Source organism: Falsiroseomonas algicola, from assembly GCF_011040385.1.
GTDB lineage: Bacteria > Pseudomonadota > Alphaproteobacteria > Acetobacterales > Acetobacteraceae > Falsiroseomonas > Falsiroseomonas algicola.
This window is the reverse complement of sequence record NZ_JAAIKB010000024.1, coordinates 15,091-31,799: the sequence shown is the minus strand read 5'-3', so window position 1 is coordinate 31,799 and position 16,709 is coordinate 15,091. Positions and strand designations below refer to the sequence as shown.

General features: G+C 70.1%; 14 protein-coding genes. 9 read left to right on the top strand and 5 right to left on the bottom strand.

Annotation, left to right across the window (positions count from 1 at the left end; genetic code table 11):
• A complete protein-coding gene (locus G3576_RS29065) occupies positions 1-975 on the top strand; it encodes a tripartite tricarboxylate transporter substrate binding protein (protein WP_164698001.1) in 975 nt (324 codons plus the stop codon).
• Between the two features lie 3 nt (positions 976-978).
• On the opposite strand, the gene G3576_RS29060 is transcribed toward G3576_RS29065, so the two are convergent.
• Positions 979-1,971, bottom strand: coding sequence for a Bug family tripartite tricarboxylate transporter substrate binding protein (locus G3576_RS29060; protein ID WP_164698000.1), 993 nt, complete (start codon positions 1,969-1,971; stop codon positions 979-981).
• 100 nt (positions 1,972-2,071) lie between these two features.
• On the opposite strand from G3576_RS29060, the gene G3576_RS29055 reads away from it, so the two are divergent.
• Positions 2,072-2,857: a creatininase family protein gene (locus G3576_RS29055; protein ID WP_164697999.1), complete on the top strand. Its 786-nt coding sequence runs from the start codon at positions 2,072-2,074 to the stop codon at positions 2,855-2,857.
• Positions 2,854-4,266, top strand: coding sequence for an FAD-binding oxidoreductase (locus tag G3576_RS29050; RefSeq protein ID WP_235952521.1), 1,413 nt, complete (start codon positions 2,854-2,856; stop codon positions 4,264-4,266). Before G3576_RS29055 ends, G3576_RS29050 begins: the two co-directional genes overlap by 4 nt.
• Here the strand turns inward: G3576_RS29050 and G3576_RS29045 are convergent.
• Positions 4,263-6,800 (bottom strand): beta strand repeat-containing protein, encoded by a 2,538-nt coding sequence (locus G3576_RS29045; RefSeq protein WP_164697998.1) that lies wholly within the window; start codon positions 6,798-6,800, stop codon positions 4,263-4,265. The two genes, G3576_RS29050 and G3576_RS29045, sit on opposite strands and share 4 nt — an antisense overlap.
• A gap of 233 nt (positions 6,801-7,033) precedes the next feature.
• Between G3576_RS29045 and G3576_RS29040 the strand changes: the two genes are divergently transcribed.
• From G3576_RS29040 to G3576_RS29015, 6 genes are all read left to right on the top strand, one after another.
• Positions 7,034-7,750: a dioxygenase family protein gene (locus G3576_RS29040; RefSeq protein ID WP_164697997.1), complete on the top strand. Its 717-nt coding sequence runs from the start codon at positions 7,034-7,036 to the stop codon at positions 7,748-7,750.
• Complete coding sequence (gene pcaG, locus G3576_RS29035; protein WP_164697996.1) at positions 7,750-8,346, top strand: protocatechuate 3,4-dioxygenase subunit alpha; 597 nt, start codon at positions 7,750-7,752, stop codon at positions 8,344-8,346. The genes G3576_RS29040 and pcaG overlap by 1 nt, the downstream gene beginning before the upstream one ends.
• Before the next feature lie 69 nt (positions 8,347-8,415).
• Positions 8,416-9,390, top strand: coding sequence for a Bug family tripartite tricarboxylate transporter substrate binding protein (locus G3576_RS29030; RefSeq protein WP_235952520.1), 975 nt, complete (start codon positions 8,416-8,418; stop codon positions 9,388-9,390).
• Between the two features lie 63 nt (positions 9,391-9,453).
• Complete coding sequence (locus G3576_RS29025) at positions 9,454-10,722, top strand: hypothetical protein (RefSeq protein WP_164697995.1); 1,269 nt, start codon at positions 9,454-9,456, stop codon at positions 10,720-10,722.
• The gene (locus G3576_RS29020; RefSeq protein WP_164697994.1) at positions 10,715-12,658 is read left to right on the top strand and encodes a tetratricopeptide repeat protein; all 1,944 of its coding nucleotides are present in this window, start codon (positions 10,715-10,717) and stop codon (positions 12,656-12,658) included. The genes G3576_RS29025 and G3576_RS29020 overlap by 8 nt, the downstream gene beginning before the upstream one ends.
• Positions 12,655-13,335: an ABC transporter ATP-binding protein gene (locus G3576_RS29015; RefSeq protein ID WP_164697993.1), complete on the top strand. Its 681-nt coding sequence runs from the start codon at positions 12,655-12,657 to the stop codon at positions 13,333-13,335. The genes G3576_RS29020 and G3576_RS29015 overlap by 4 nt, the downstream gene beginning before the upstream one ends.
• A 2-nt stretch (positions 13,336-13,337) precedes the next feature.
• On the opposite strand, the gene G3576_RS29010 is transcribed toward G3576_RS29015, so the two are convergent.
• From G3576_RS29010 to G3576_RS29000, 3 genes are read right to left on the bottom strand one after another with little or no spacing between them, the layout of a single operon-like run.
• Positions 13,338-14,015, bottom strand: coding sequence for a class I SAM-dependent methyltransferase (locus G3576_RS29010; protein WP_164697992.1), 678 nt, complete (start codon positions 14,013-14,015; stop codon positions 13,338-13,340).
• Positions 13,990-15,093 carry a GDP-mannose 4,6-dehydratase gene (locus G3576_RS29005; RefSeq protein ID WP_164697991.1) on the bottom strand — a complete coding sequence of 368 codons (1,104 nt, stop codon included), beginning with the start codon at positions 15,091-15,093 and terminating at the stop codon, positions 13,990-13,992. The genes G3576_RS29010 and G3576_RS29005 overlap by 26 nt, the downstream gene beginning before the upstream one ends.
• Positions 15,086-16,441, bottom strand: a complete 1,356-nt coding sequence (locus G3576_RS29000; RefSeq protein ID WP_164697990.1) for a glycosyltransferase family protein — start codon at positions 16,439-16,441, stop codon at positions 15,086-15,088. Before G3576_RS29000 ends, G3576_RS29005 begins: the two co-directional genes overlap by 8 nt.
• Positions 16,442-16,709 lie beyond the last annotated feature (268 nt).

Here is a 16,709-nt window from a genome sequence, read left to right as displayed (position 1 = left end):
ATGACCACACTGACGCGCCGCCTGCTCGGCGGCATTGCCTTGACCGCGATCGCCGCGCCCGCCCTCGCGCAGGCCTGGCCCACGCGCCCCATCCGCATCGTCGTCCCCTTCCCGCCCGGTGGCAGCACGGATCTTCTGGCGCGGCGCCTGGCGGAGCGCATGACGGCGAGCCTCGGCCAGACCGTGCTGGTGGAGAACCGCCCTGGCGCCGGCGGCACGACGGGCGCCGACATGGTCGCGAAATCGGCGCCGGACGGCCACACGCTGCTGATGGGCGTCACCGGCAGCAACGCCATCGCCGCCAGCCTCTTCCCCAACCTGCCCTATGACCCCGTGCGCGATTTCGCGCCGGTCTCCCGCCTGGTCTCGGCGCCGCTGGTGCTGGTGGTGAACCCATCGAGCCCCGCGCGCGACGTCGCCGGCTACATCGCCGCCGCCCGCGCATCCGCCAGCGCGCCGCTGACCTATGCAACGCCCGGCAACGGCACCTCGATGCATCTGACCGGGGAGATGTTCGCCCAGCGCGCCGGCGTGCCGCTGACCCACGTGCCCTATCGCGGCTCCGCCCAGGCGACGACGGATCTCATTGCGGGGCTCGTCTATTCGTCGTTTGCCGATGTCCTGGTCACGCTGCCCCACATCCAGTCCGGCGCCGTGCGCGCGCTCGCCGTGACCTCGCCGGAGCGCCACCCGCTGCTGCCCAACGTCCCCACCATGGCGGAGGCCGGGCTGCCGGGCTTCGAGGCGACCTCCTGGCAGGGCCTCTTCGCCCCCGCCAACACGCCCGCCCCCGTGCTGGCCCGCCTGCACGCTGAAGTCGCCGCCGCCCTCGCCCAGCCGGAGATCCGCGACCCCTTCGCCGCCCAGGGCTTCATCGTCGCTGCCTCCACGCCGGGCGAGTTCGCCGCGCTGGTGCGGGACGAGGTCACGAAGTGGCGGGACGTCGTCCGCGCCGGCAACGTCACCCTGAACTGAGGCTCAGTCCGTCACCGTCAGCCCGAGCCGCGTGATGACGGCGCCCCAGCGCGTCGTCTCCCGCTGCTGCAGCGCCGCCAGTTCCGCGGGCGCGGAACCGACGATCTCCGCCCCCGTCTCCTCCATGCCGCCCCGGGCCGCGGGGTCCTTCGCCATCGCCTCCCGCGTCAGTGCCGCCAGGCGTTCCGCGACCGCGGGCGGGAAACTCGCCGGCGCGATGATGCCGGTCCAGCCGAAGAAGGCGCTGTCGGGCAGCCCGGCCTCGGCCAGTGTCGGCACGTCGGGCATCTGGGCTACGCGCCGGTCGCCGGTCTGCACCAGCGCCGTCAGCGCGCCGGCCCGGATGTGCTGCAGCGCGCTGAAGGGGGAGTGGAACATCACCTCCACGCGCCCCGCCAGCAGGTCGAGCGTCGCCGGCGCGAAGCCGCGATAGGGCACGTGCTCGATATCCAGGCCGAGCCGCTGCTTCGTCTCCTCCATCGCCAGGTGCGTCGTCGTCCCGGGCCCGATCGAGGCATAGCGATACTTGCCCGGATTGGCGCGCAGCACGGCGACGAACTCCGCCCATGTCTTCGCCGGGAAGGATGGATGCACCGTCAGCACGAAGGGAGACCGCGTCAGCAGGCTGACCGAGGAGAAGGCCGTCGCGGGGTCATAGGGCAGGCCCGGGTTCAGCATCCGCGCCGTCGTCGTCGGCCCGCCGAAGACGAGGCCGATCGTGTGCCCATCCGTCGCCGTCGCGACCGCCTGCGCCGTGATGGCGCCCCCCGCGCCGGGCCGGTTCTCCACCACCACGGGCTGGCCGAGCGTGGTCTGGTAGTGCCCCGCCAGGGCGCGGGCCATCTGGTCGCTGCCCGGTCCCGGCGGCGTCATGACGATGAAGCGGATCGGGCGGCTCGGCCAGGCGGCCTGCGCCGCGGCATCGCGCAGCGCAAGGGCGCCGAGGCCGGCGCCCAGCAGCGCGCGGCGGGTGACGGGGGCGGGCGTGATCGGCATGGGGCGTCCTGATTCGGGGCGGCGACGGCACGGTCCCACAGCCCGGCGCGGCTTGTCCAACGCGCTTGCGCCACTCGCCCCGCTTCGATAACCCCGACGCATGACCGCCTCCCGCCTCTGGCAGGATCTTCCCTGGCCCGCCTTCCGCGACCTGCCGCGCAACACCATCGCGATGCTGCCGGTCGCCAGCACCGAACAGCACGGGCCGCATCTGCCGCTTTCCGTCGATACGGTGATCGGCGAGGGCGTGGTGGAGGCGACGCTGGCCCGCCTGCCGGCCGAGGTGCCGCTGCTGGTCCTGCCAACGATCAAGGTCGCGCTTGCCGCCGAGCATCTGCGCTATCCCGGATCGCTGACCCTCTCGGCGGAGACGCTGCTGGCGCTGGTCAGCGATATCGGCGCCAGCGTCGCACGGGCGGGCCTCGACCGCCTCGTCATCATCAACAGCCATGGCGGCAACATCCCGGTGCTGGAAGCGGCGGCCTTCCGCGTCCGGCAGGCACACGACATCCTCGTCCTCAATACCGCCTGGCCGCGCCATGGCCGCCCCGCGGCGCTGCATGACCCGGTGGAGGCCGCCTTCGGCATCCATGCCGGAAGGGACGAGACGGCGCTCATGCTCGCCCTCTCCCCCGCCAGCGTGCGGATGGAAAGCGCCTGCGACTTCACCAGCCGCCTCATGGCCCTGCCGCCCGCGCTACGCGCCATGCCGCCGGGCTGGCAGGCGCAGGACCTGCATCCCGCCGGCGCCGTGGGCAACGCCGCAGCCGCCACGCCCGCGATGGGCCAGGCGCTGCTGGACCACGCAGCCACCCGGCTGGCAGACCTGTTCACGCAACTCGCCGCCTTCGATGTCGCGGCCTGGCTCAGGGAAGACGAAGCATGACCGGTGGCGTGACGGCCGTGATGAACGCGCTGCCAGGGCTCGACTGGACCACCGACCCGGCCCTGGTGCGCCAGAAGTCGCGCGACTTCTTCTGGTACTCCCCGGTGCTGAAGCGCCAATTGAATCGCGTCACCGGCGAAGCGGTGGTCGCGCCGCGGGACGAGGCGGAGCTCCGCGCCCTCCTCGCCGCCGCCTATGCGCATGACGTGCCCGTCACGCCCCGCGGCGGCGGCACCGGCAATTACGGCCAGGCCATGCCGCTCCGCGGTGGCATCGTGCTCGACCTGCTGCGCCTCAACCGCATCCTGCACGCCGAGCCCGGCATGGTCCGTGCGGAGGCCGGCATCCGCCTCATCGACCTCGACGCGCAGCTGCGCCGCGATGTGGGCGGGGAGCTCCGCATCCATCCCTCGACGCTCCGCACCGCCACGCTGGGCGGCTTCATCGCGGGCGGCTCCGGCGGTGTCGGCAGCATCACCTGGGGCGGGCTGCGCGCACCGGGTAACATCCTCGGCCTACGCGTCATGACCATGGAGGCCGAGCCGCGCGTGCTGGAACTCCGCGGCGCGGAGATCCAGCAGGCCAACCATGCCTATGGCACCAACGGCATCATCACCGCGCTGGAGATGCCCCTCGCCCCCGCGCATGAGTGGATCGACGTCGTCGTGGCCTTCGGGACGCTCCCCGCCGCCTGCCGCTTCGCCGATGCGCTGGCGCGGCGCGACGACATCACGAAGAAGCTCGCCTGCGTCGTCCCCGCGCCCCTGCCGCAGAAGCATTTCCGCCATTGGGGCGCGAAGGTGCCGGCGGGCATGGCCGTCGCGTGCCTGATGGTTGCAGCACCCGACCTCGCACGGCTGGATGGGCTCATCGCCGATCACGCCGGGCAGGAGATTCATCGCGAACGCACGGAAGACGCCGCCGTGCCCTGCTACGAGCATTCCTGGAACCACACCACGCTGCAGGTGCTGAAGACCGACAAGACCATCACCTATCTGCAATCCCTCTTCCCGGCTCCCGACCACCTCGCCCTGATCGAAACGCTCGAGAAGCGCTTCGGCGACGAGGTGCTGTTCCATGTGGAGGCCGTGCGCTTCGCCGGCACCGTCTGCGCCATCGGCCTGCCGATCGTCCGCTTCACGACGGAGGAGCGCCTGGCGGAGATCATGCGCATCCACGAGGAAGCCGGCAGCCCCATCTTCAACCCGCACACCTTCCTGCTGGAAGAAGGGGGCATGAAGCTGGTCGACCAGGCGCAGCTCGACTTCAAGCGGCAGGCGGACCCCAAGGGCCTGCTCAACCCCGGCAAGATGGCCGCCTGGGACGATCCCGACTGGAAGCCCGGCGCCATCCCCCCGATCGAGCTCTACGAGACCGACCAGGAGGCGCCGCCGGAACTGCTGGACTAGCCGATCAGGATGTCGCTCGCGGTCAGCGTCGGCAGGGTGTCGAAGGTGGCGATATGCACGGCGCTGCCCGCGCCATTCCCATCGGCATCCCAGCTCAGCGCGCCGGTCCCGGTGTTGTAGAGGAACTGCCCGAAGCCGGCATTCGCCTGCGCATTCGTCCCCGCCACGAAGCGCCCCGCGGCCAGCGTGCCCACGGCAAGCCCACCGCCGAAGCCCGCGGCCTCGAAGACCAGGCGGTCACCGCCGGCGCCGCCCGCGAAGTCGAACACCGTATCGCCGCCCTGCCCGCTGTTCTGCCACAGGAACCGGTCCGCGCCATCGCCACCGGTCAGCTTGTCCGCGCCCGTGCCGCCGATCAGCGTATCCGCGCCCATGCCGCCGAACAGGCTGTCCATCCCGCCGCGGCCATCCAGCCGGTCATTGCCGCCGAAGCCGGACAGCCGGTTGTCGATGTTGCTGCCGAAGATGGTGTCGTTGTTGGCCTTGGACCCCACCACCTGCTCGATGGAGATCAGCGTATCCACCGTGCCGTAGCCGTCCTGCGCCGTGCCGGCGATCAGGTCCACCAGCACGCCATTTTCGCTGCTGAACCAGCTGGCGAGGTCCACGCCATCGCCGCCATTGATGACGTCGTTGCCCTTCTCGCCGCGGAACCAGTTGTCGCCCGCATTGCCGGTCAGCACGTCATCGAAGGCGCTGCCCCGCGTGCCGCCGATGTTGATCAGCACGTCCTGGAAGCCCCAGCCATCGGTGGCCGTCTGCGTCGACAGGTTCACGGTGACGCCCTTGGTGTCCGTCATGTAGTCGGCGGAGACCCAGCGCTCATCGCCCGCCGCGGCGCGCAGCGTGTCCTGCCCCGCGCCGCCGCGCAGCTGGCATTCCATCTGCTCCGCGATCACGCCGGCATCGGCGATCTTCTTGCCGGTGAAGTCGTCACCGAAGGCGGTGCCGAGCAGCACCTCGAACTCATTGTTCGCGCCCAGGCTCTCCACATTGCCCCAGCCGTCATTGGCGATGACGCCCGTCAGCAGATTGGCGATGGCGCCCTGGGTCTGCGTACCCTCGGAGGAGGCGTAGGCCGCGAAGGACAGGAAATCCATGCCCTTGCCGCCGACCAGCACATCCACGCCCTGGCCGCCGAACATCGTATCGTCGCCCCAGCCGCCGATGATGGTGTCGTTGCCGGCCCAGCCGAGCAGGCGTTCGCCATACTCCCAGGGCTGGTCGCCGCCCTGGATCCAGTCGCCCTGGCTGCTGCCGATGATGCCCTGGATCTTGTCGAAGGTGTCGACGAAGCCGTGGCCATCCTTGCCGGTGCCGGCCGCGATGGTGTTGCCGAAGCTGCTGACGGCATCGATGGCGGAGAGGTTGATCTCGATCGCCTGCGGGCTCTCGCGGTAATCCGCCAGCACCGGCTGGTCCGCCAGCGGGGATCGCAGCGTGTCGTTGCCACCCAGCCCCTTCAGGTGGTTGTTGTTGTCGCCGCTGCGGCCGGTGATGTCATCCGCGAGGTCGGAACCGACGATCTCCTCGATGTTGGACAGCGTGTCCTTGTTCCCCCAATTGTCCGTCACCTCGTTGGCCTGCAGGCTGGCGATGATGCCCGATGGCAGCGTGCCGGCCGTGCCGTCCGTCGTGCCCGCAAGGTCGTAGCGCACGCTGTCCCAGCCCGCGCCGCCATCGATCTGGTCGGCGCCGGCCATGCCGCGGAAGACGTTCACCTGGTCATTGCCGATCAGCGTGTCGTCGCCGCTGCCGCCGGTCGCGTTCTCGATGCCCGTGAAGCTGTCGGTGGCCCCGCCGCCGTCGGTCGCCTGCTTGGCCGCGATGTCCACCTTCACGGCGGCACTCTCGTCGGAGTAGTCGATCCAGTCCTGGCCGCTGCCGCCGCTGATCGTATCGGTCCCCCGGCCCGGCATGAAGGTTTCCGCCGCGCCGCTGCCCGACAGCGTATCGTTGAAGGCGGTGGCGCGGATGCGGATCACCTGGTCCAGCGTGTCCACCTCCGCGCCCGTGACGACGCTGCCGGTCGTGCCGAGCGTCGCCTTGATGCCCTGCGCGGCCTGGCCGTAATCCGCAATGTTGTCGTAGATGCCGTAGCCCCTGATCGTGTCGTCGCCGGCGCCGCCGGCGAGGAACACGTTGGCCCCCTTCACCGCGGCCTGATGGCCCATCAGCAGGTCGGCTCCCTCCCCGCCATCGGCCATCTCCCAGAGATCGCCGATGCCGGCCTCGGTCAGGTCCAGCCGGTCATTGCCCTGCTCGCCCTTGAGCAGGTCGTTGCCGAAGCCGCCGAGGAGGGTGTCGGCACCCGTGCCGCCGAAGACCGTGTCGGCACCCGTACCACCGGCGACGCTGTCATCGTCAGCGCCGCCCAGCAGCCAGTCATTGCCGCCGCCGCCATCGATCGTATCGTTGCCGCCCGCGCCGTCGATGGTATCGGCGCCGAAGCTGGGCCGGGTGCCGATGGGCCGGGTGGTGGTGACGCCGGGCGTGATGATGTCCGCTGCGGCGCCGCCGATGATGACAGGCATGGGGGTGGTCCTCGCTGGGGTTGATGGCCCCGGCGGGATAGCCTCGGCTGCGTTTCAATCCTGCGGCGCAGGCGCGCAACACGGCTGCGCAGCGTTTCGGGCGCAGAAACACGGCTTCGCCTGCCGGAAGGGCCGGCCAGCGCGATCATTATGCATCATAACGTTGACGGCGGCCCCCACCCCGGGCCACGCTTCGTCCGCGCCGCCTGACCGGGGCGCGGGGAAACGAGACCATGAACCACGAGACCGTGCCGGATCGCTTCGATCCCTGGCCGCCCGGCATCCAGCCGGATGTCCCCATCGCGGGCTATCCGAACACCTGGACCCACACCCCGTCCCAGCCCCTGATCCGGCGCCCCACGACGCGCACGGAAGCCACCGGCCCGCTGCGGCTCGACCGCAAGCTGCCTTGCGGCGACGCCAACCTGGCCGAGCCCATCCCGGGCCGCCCCGCCATCGGCCAACTCATGCACCTCGCCGGCCGTGTGCTGGATGAGGAGGGCCGGCCGGTCCGGGGCGCGGTGGTGGAGCTGTGGCAGGCCAATGCCTCCGGCCGCTATTTCAACCCGATCGACCAGCGCGCCGCGCCGCTCGACCCCAACTTCGTCGGCAATGGCCGCGTGCGCACGGATGAGGAAGGCCGCTACGCCTTCTTCACCATCAAGCCCGGCGCCTATCCCGTCCCGGTGAAGGAGACCTGGTGGCGCCCGCCCCATATCCACTTCTCCGTCCTAGGCCCCGCCTCCCTCTCCCGCCTCGTCACGCAGATGTATTTCGCCGGCGACCCGCTGAACGCGATCGACCGCATCCTGCAATCCGTCCCCGACGAGTCCGCGCGCCAGCGCCTGATCGCCAAGGACCTGCCGCCGGCGGAGGTCGGTGACCTCTGGCTCGGCTACAGCTTCGACATCGTGCTGCGCGGCCGCCATGCCACGCCGGAGGCGCCGTGATGTCGCTGCCCAGTTCCGAGCACACCATCGGCCCCTTCTTCCCCCGCACCTTCTTCCGCGCGCAGGACAACGACCTGACGGTGGTCGCCGACGGCGCCACCGGCACCGCGACCGGCGAGGTCATCATCCTCCGCGGCCAGGTGCGGCGGGAGGATGCGGTGCCCTGCCTCAACATGATCCTGGAGGCCTGGCAGGCCGATGCCGGCGGGCATTTCGACCATCCGCTCGATCCTGGCCGCGACAAGGCCGATCCCAACTTCCTCGGCTGGGGCCGCGCCTGGACGGATGCCGAGGGACGCTACGAGTTCCGAACTGTCATGCCCGGCGCCTACCAGGACGAGGCCGGCCCCCGCGCACCGCACATCAACATCGCCATCATGGGCGCCGGCCTGATGCGCCGTGCCCAGACCACCGTTTTCTTCCCGGATCACGAAGCCGCGCATGCAGCCGATCCCGTGCTGACGCTCGTGCCGCCCGCGCTGCGACCGAAGCTCGTCGCGGTGGCGGACGGCACGGAAGACGGCCTGCGAATCTTCCGCTTCGACATCCGCCTGCGCGGCCCGGCGGCAGAGGAAACGCCTTTCTTCGAGGATTGACGCCGTCGCGGCCCCGCATGCGACACTCCCCCCGCACAACAGGCCGCGTGACGGCCATGGGAGGAAATCTTGGGAACGACCCGCCGCGGGATCCTGGGTGGCGCGCTCGCGCTGCCCTTCATCGGTCGCAACGCCTTCGGGCAGGCCTTCCCGAACCGGCCGCTGACCATCGCCATCCCCTTCGCCGCCGGCGGCCCCACCGACATGATCGCTCGCCTGCTGGCGGAGGGCATGTCGCGCGAACTCGGCCAGCCCGTGGCGGCGGAGAATGTCACGGGCGCCGGCGGCACCATCGCCGCCGCCCGCATCGCGCAGTCGCGCCCGGACGGCCACACGCTGATGATCCACCATATCGGCCTGGCCGCCGCGGCCACGCTCTACCGGCAACTGCCCTTCAACATCGAACGCGGCTTCGCCCCCCTCGGCGTCGTCTCCCATACCGGCATGGCGGTCGTCTCCCGCCCCGATTTCCCGGCGCGCGACCTGCCCGGCTACCTCGCCGTGCTGCGGGAGCAGGGTGACCGGCTGAACCTCGGCCATGCCGGGCTCGGCGGATCCAACCAGCTCTGCGGCATGCTGATGCAGGCCGCGGCGGGGCGCAGCGCAACCACCATCGTCTTCCGCGGCAGCGCGCCCGCGATGACGGAGATGATGGCCGGCCGGCTCGACATCTCCTGCGAACAGGCGACCGTCGCCGCCCCCTTCGCGCGGGACGGGCGCATCAAGGCCTATGCCGTCACGCTGCCGGAGCGCATCCCGGGCTTCGACGTGCCGACGGCACGCGAACAGGGCGTCGATCTCATCATGTCCGCCTGGCACGGCCTCTATGCCGTGGCGGGCACGCCGCCCGAGATCCAGCAGCGCCTCGCCCAGGCCATCCGCGCCGCGCTGCGCGACGAACGCCTGCGCCAGCGCTTCGCGGAGACGCTGACGACCGTCGCGCGGGACGAGGAGGTGACGCCCGAGCATCACACCCAGTTCCTGGCCTCCGAGATCGCGCGGCTGCGCCCGCTGATCCTGGAAGCGGGCCAGTTCGCGGATTGAGCACGGCGCCACGGGCGCTTCATTCTTGCCCCCCATCTATCGCACCGGTAGAATATGGGGCGCATGACATCGCCCGTGGCGCCCCGTTTCGGATCGGTCAGTGAGGAACGCCGACCGGGCGACCGGTCGCTGGCGACGCGGGGCGAGGGCGCGCTGGCGCGGCGCGACGCCAATGCCACCATCGCTCCGCTGCCGAATACCTGGGCGCCACGCCGACGGTCCCGCAAGGGCCTGCTAATCGGCGCGCTGGTCTTCCTGCTGCTGCCACTCGCGGTGACCGCGGGCTACCTGCACTATCTCGCCGCGGACCAGTATGTTTCCGAATTCCGCTTCACCGTCCGCCGCCAGGCGGTGACGCGCGCGGACCAGCCCTCCGTCATGGGCGCGCTCTCCGGCGTCAATCCGCTGGCCGCCCTGCTGCAGGACAGCGAGATCATCAACCAGTATCTCCGCAGCCGGCAGGCGCTGGACGACATCCGCGGCGATCTCGACGTCACGACGCTCTGGGCGCGGCCGGAGCAGGACTGGCTGTTCAGGCTCGACCCCGCCATGCCGATCGAACAGCGGCTCCGCTACTGGCGCGGCATGGTACAGCCCTATCTCGACAACACCACGGGCGTCACCACCGTCCGCGTCTGGGCCTTCTCGCCGGAGGATGCACAGCGCCTCGCCGCCGCGCTGCGGGACCAGGCCGAGTCGCTCGTTAACGGCCTCGGCCGCCGGTCGCAGGATGACTGGCTCCGCCAGGCCCAGCGCGACCTCGCCGAAGCCGAGGCCGATCTCCAGCGCGTCCGGCTGGAGATGGCGGAGTTCCGCAACGCCAACGAGATGCTGTTCCCCAACCTGAACGCCCAGATGGTCAGCCAGGTGGAAACGCGCCTGCGCGAATCCCTGGCCGAACTCCGCAGCCAGCTTGCCGTGCAACTCGCCAGCGGCGGCAATCCGAATGCCGTGCATGTCGACAACCTCCGCCGCCGCGTCACGGGGCTGGAGCAGGAGATCATCCGCGTGCGCGGCGAACTCACGGGCCCCGGGCCCAGTGGCGGCACGCAGGACCGCTCCATCGCCTCCCGCCTCAGCGGCTACACGGCGCTGGAGGTCGAGGAACGCCTCGCCGTCGCCCGGCTGGAACGCGCCCAGACCGCGCTCTCCGCGGCGCAGGCCGAGGCCGCGCGGCAGCTCGTCTACCTCACCACCTTCGTCGCACCGACCCTCGCCGAGACCTCGGAATGGCCGCGGCGCTGGCTGATTCTGCTGCAGGTCGCCGCCGGCGGCACCGTGCTGTGGCTGCTCGCCGCCTTCGCGCTGCGCTCCATCCGCGAGCATGCCTGACAGCCCGCCACCGGAGGCCGCGGACTGGCCGCCAAGCCTCGACACCCCGATCGACGTCATCGCCCGGCGCTGGCTGACAGACCGCGACGCCTTCGATGCCCGCGCGCTGGAAGTGGCGATCGAGGTCGCGCACCGCGCCGGTGACAGCGCGCTGACGGCCGCCTGGCTGCAGGCGCTGATCGCCGCCCATCCGGATCGCGACACGCCGGCGCAGCGCTGGCGCCTGGTCGGCGTGCTGCTGCGATCGGGGGATGAGGCCGCCGCCACCGCCGTGATGCGCGCCCATCTGCTGCGCACGCCGCAGGACTGGCAGGGCTGGGTGCGGCTGGCGGAGATGCTGGTCCGCCAGGGCGACGGCTCCGGCGCGCTCGCCGCCCTCGCCCAGCTGCCCGCGACGGGCCGGCGGGAAGCCGCCCTCGCCATCGCCCGCGCCCGCATCCTGCTGCATCTCCGCAAGCCGCTCGAAGCCCGCGCCATGCTGGATGCGGTGACGCTGGAGGACCCGGCCGCCCATGCCGATGCCTGCCGGCTGCGCGCCCATATCGCCTCCTCCCTCGGCCAGGCGCGGGAGATGGCGGAGGCCGCCTTGCAGGGGCTCGCCCAGGCGCCGGACGACACGACGCTGCTGATGATCCTGGCGCGCGGCCTGGCGGCGGAGCAGGACTGGGCCGCGGCGCTGCCCGTGCTGGATCGCGCGGCGGCCGCGGGTGCCGACGGGGTGGATTTCCACCACCTCCGCAGCGCCGTCCTGCTGCATCTCGGCCGGCTGCGGGAAGCGCTGGCCGGCGCGCTGAAGGCGTTGGCGCTGCGGGAGGGCGACCCCGCCCTGCTCTACCACGCCGCCGGCATCGCCATGCGCCTGCACGACCTCGCCGAAGCGCGCTCGCTGCTCGACCGGCTGCTGGAGGTCGCGCCCACCCATGCCGAAGCCTGGCTGCTCCGGGTCGAACTCGAATCCGCCGCCGGCCAGCGCCAGCTGGCGCTGGATTTTGCCGACCGGGCGCGGGACGCATTGCCGGCCGATGAACGGGTGCGGCAGCGCCGCGCCACGCTGCTGCTGCAGGCGGAACCCGACATCACGACCCAGGCCGCCGCCCTGCCGGATCGCCCGCTCCCACGCCGCCCCGGCCGCGCAGGGCCGCCCCGATCCGAATGGGATGCGCTGCGCCGCGGCGCGGCGGGCCAGGCGCGGGCGCTGAACGCGCTGGTCGGCTACCGCATCCACCACATGACGCAGTTCTCCCGCCTCGGCCTCTTCTCCGCGGTGCTGGAGCCGATGCTGCACATGGCCGTGCTGGCGGCGGGCATGTACTACTTCAACCATGGCCGCCCGCCGCTGGGGAAGGACCTCTTCTTCTTCTACGCCTCGGGCGTCCTCGTCTTCCTCGCCTTCACGCACATCACCCAGCATTCCTTCAACGCCTATCGCGAGGAAGCGAGCCTGCTGCAGGTGCCGCAGATCCGGCGCCTGGACCTCGTCTTCAGCGTCGCCCTCGCGCATCTCATCGTCGATGGCATCGCCTGCTTCGTCGTGCTCGGCGGCATGGTGCTGCTGCGCGAACACGCGCTGGTGGATGATTGGTGGACGGTCGCGGCCGCCTTCCTCGCCGGCATCGCGCTCGGCACCGGCCTCGCGCTGCTCGGCGCCGCGCTGAACAGCCTCAATCGCGGCGTGCAGAAGCTCTGGGTCAGCGCGCAGCGCCTGCTCTACATGGTCTCCGGCATCTTCTACCTGCCCATGCACATGCCGGAATGGGTGCGCGACTGGATGATCATGAACCCCGTCCTCCACCTCATCGAGTGGTTCCGGCACGGCATCTTCCCGCAATACGAACCGCCCTGGCTGTCCCCGCTCTATGTCCTGCAATGGGCGGTCTGCCTCACCGTGCTCGGCCTGGTGCTGGAGGTGGCGCTGCGGCGCCAGGTCCGCCCATGATGCGATTCGAGCGTGTCACCAAGACCTTCCGCCGCCGCGGCGGCCACCAGGTGATCCTGGACGACGTCTCCATCGACCTGCCCGGTCGCATGCGCCTCGGCATCCTCGGCCGCAACGGCGCGGGCAAGAGCACCCTGCTGAAGCTGCTCGCGGGCAGCGAGCCGGTGGATGCCGGCCGCATCGTGATGGAGGGCGCCGTCTCCTTCCCCGTCGGTTTCACCGGCACCTTCCACCCCATGCTGACGGCCCGGCAGAACCTGCACTTCCTCTGCACGGTCTATGGCATGGACCATGCGGAGACGGCGGGCTGGGTGGAGGAGTTCACGGAGCTTGGCCCCTATTTCGACATGCCCGTCGCCACCTATTCCTCGGGCATGTTCGCGCGCATGGCGATGGCCTCCAGCTTCGCCTTCGACTTCGACATCTACCTGGTGGATGAGGCTTTCGAGGTCGGCGACACCGCCTTCCGCGCCAAATGCGCCGCCGCCTTCGATGCAAGGCTGCACGACGCCTCGCTGATCCTGGTGTCGCAGAACATGGACACCATCCGCCGGCATTGCGATTGCGCGGCGGTGATGCATCAAGGCCGGCTCGATGTCTTCGACCGCCTCGACGATGCCTTCGACTATTACGAGGCGACGCTGCTCGCACCCGCGGAGCAGCGCGCGCCGGAGTAGCCTCAGCCCTTGTTCAGATGGAAGAACCGGATGAAGGCGCCGGGATATTCCGCGAGTTGCGTCAGCCGCCCCTGTTCGATCAGCGGCTCCACCCAGGGCTTCACCGTCGGCGTCTCCGGCCTGCCGACATCGTCGATGCCGACGATGGTGTTGGGCCCGATCAGCGGCAGGATGCCCTCGAAGACCGGCGCCATCAGCACATCCATGTCGAGGTCGAGCCACACGAAGGAGAGCGGCTTCGTCAGCTGCCGCCAGGTCTGCGTGGCATCGCCCTTGATGGGCCGGATCGGAAGAACATGCGACCAGGCCGTCAGGTGCTCGAAGGCATTCTCGTTGTCGGAATAGGCGCCGATGCCGAGCGCCCCGCCGCCGGGATCATCGATCTGGAAGCCTTCGAAGGTATCGAAGGCATAGACGGTCTTCTCGGCGGTCAGGCCGAGTTCGCGCAGCGCCCAGGCAAATTTCAGCGACATGGTGCCGCGGAAGCAGCCGATCTCCACGATGTCGCCCGGCACGGAGAGCGACTTGAAGAACCACGGCTCGATCACGCCGAGATTCGCTTCCGTGCGCAGCTTGAAGATGCTGGCGGGCAGCAGGTCCTTCAGCGTCGGCAAGGGCGGCGGTGCCGGTTCCGGCGCCGCTTCCGCGGCGAAGCTAGCTGGCGACAGGTCTGTCGGCATGCTGGGCGGCGAGGGATCGGAGTGCGAGTCCAAGGCGGGGATCTCCCAGTGTGGCCGTGCGACGGATGACGGGTGGCAGGGGCGTGGCGGCGGCGGCGCGGGCGCTGGCGACGCGCCAGGCGGCATCGGCGTAGACATCCTCGACGATGTCCCGCACGCGCCGCTGCGGCACCCAGCCGGTGCGGCAGCGCAGCCGCGTGTTGTCGCCGGCGATCACCGGCTCATCGGTCGGGCGCAGCAGGCTTGTATCGACATCGGGCGTGGCGCGCTTGCCGGAGATGGCTTCGAACATCGGCAGCAGCGCGCCGACCTCCACCACCTCCTCGCCGCTGATGTTGTAGGCCTCGCCCGGCGCGCCCTTCTGCGCCAGGCCGATCAGCGCCTCGATCAAGTCGGCGACATGCAGGAAGGCGCGGCGCGTGCGGAGGTTGCCGACGCGCAGCGTGCCCCCTTCCGCCGGCAGCGCCGCGATGCGGCGCGCGAAGTCGGACACCACATCGCCCTTCTTGCGCGGCCCGCTGCAGTTGAAGATGCGGGCCCGGATGCTGCGGATGCCGTCCGACTTCCAGTACTGGAAGGCGAGGAGATCCGTCGCCGCCTTGCTGACGCCATAGGGATGCAGCGGCAGCAGCGCCGCATCCTCCGTGATCGGTCCGTTGCTGTTCAGCAGGCTCGCGCCGTAGGAGGCGGAGGAGGACGCCACCACCACCACCGGGTCGTAGCCCGCGCTGCGTCGTCGCAGCATCCGCACCGCCTCGAACACATTGGCGGTGCCGACGACGTTGGTCTCCAGCGTCTCCTGCGGCCTTTCCCAGGACACGGTCGGATAGCTCTGCGCCGCCAGGTGGAAGATGACGTTCGGCCGCAGCCGCTCGATCACCTCCGTCACATGCTGCCCGTAGCGGACATCCATCTCCACCAGCCGGTCGGCCAGCGGCAATTCGCGGATATCCGTGGTGGGCTTGGTGTAGGTCCCGGTCACGGAGGCGCATTCCGCCTGCAACCGTTCATACATGTGCGACCCCACCATGCCGCAGGCGCCGGTGATGAGGACGTTCCAATGCGCGCGTTCAGGCATCGATCAGATCCATGTAGGTTTGAACCATGCCGCGGGGATTGTAGGTCTGCAGCGCCTTCTCGCGATTCGCTGACAGCTCCTGCCGGAAGTTCGGGAAGCGCTGCAGCGCCTCCGCCAGCTCGACGAAATTGCCGATGTTGAAGAAGCCCATGGCGCCGTCGAAGTACTGGCCCATCTCCCGGAACACTGGCGCGTTGCTGAACAGCGCGTCCGATCCGAACTCCACCGCCATCGTCGCGGGCCCCGATCCGGATTGCCCCGACATCGTCTTGATGTAGGGGTGCACGGCGAAGTCCATCGCGTGGTAGTAGCGCGGCATCTCCTCGTCGCTCACCTGGCCGAGGAAGTGGATGCGGTCGCGCAGGTCGCGCGATGGCAGGAAGTTGCGGAATTCGGAGTAGCGGAACAGCTCCGTGCGGATCTGCTGCTTCTCGTAGGAGACGGGCTTCATCGCCTGCCCCTCCCCCGGCAGCGCGACCATCGCCTGGTCCGCGCTTGCCGGCCCCTCCGTCGTCAGCCCGAAGGCGAGGAGCTGGCGCACATAGGGGCCGATGTCGCGATCCGGCGAAAGGCCCTGCGGATGCTCGCCGCCGATGATGGACAGGTGCCAATCGTCGGGCAGGTATTCCAGCGCCTTCATGGCCGTCATGTGGCCCTTGTAGGCGTTAAGAAATCCGTAAACCGCGAAGTGCTTGTGCCGGGGATCGAGCCCCACCTTCCGCAGGAAGAGATCGCGGTCCACCGAGGCGCGGATCTCCCGCGCCTGCTCGGCTGAGAAGTAGGTGATGGGGTAGTTGGTGATGCGGCTGAGCCCGTAGAAGCGCTTCAGCAGCGTCTCGTCGCCGCGGCAGAAGGTCATCACCTTCACATGCGGCGCGCTGGCGACGAATTTCCAGAAGCGCCCGATCTCATCCACCAGGCCGCCGACCGTGATATGCGCATAGGCGCGCCGCAGGTCGCGGTCGATCAGCGCATCGATGGCGGAGAGCACGCCCGCGCCGGCGGAGGCGCGATCGAATCCATGCACGGTGACGATCGCGTTGCGCGCCGCCTTCAGCAGCTTCGTCACGCGCCGGTACGACGTGCGTCGGTTGCTGCCATAGAGCCCGGGCTCGAACTGCAGCAGCACCGCGTCGTAGTCGCGCAACTCGCCCGCGATCTGCGCCACCGCCTGGTCGCCCTTGTTGCGGATGACGCGCGGCGTCTGCACCCGCAGCAGGGAGACCGGCAGCCGCTTCACATCCACCTGGTGGCCCGCGGCTTCAAGATGGACCTTCAGGCGCGACGAGTAGAACGCCGCGCCGCATTCCTCGTTGAAACTCGACACAATCGCCAGTCGTTTGCCCATCAGGCTCGGTCCCCCGTCTTGGGCCATTCGAAGACCCGACCGGATCGCTGCCGGCCGTCCCAACCCGTTGCAGCGCCGCCGGGCCGGCCCGTCCGAGGGTCCTCAACCGGAAGCTAACGGTCGCCAGCGACGATGCACCACAGGTGGAATATTCTCCACCCCAATATCGCCTCAGAGGCGATTTTCTTCACCGGTCCTGTTCCATTCCGCGTGACACGTCCCATCGGCGGGTCAATCTCGCCCCTGGCACCGCCCTGCCGGACGCCGT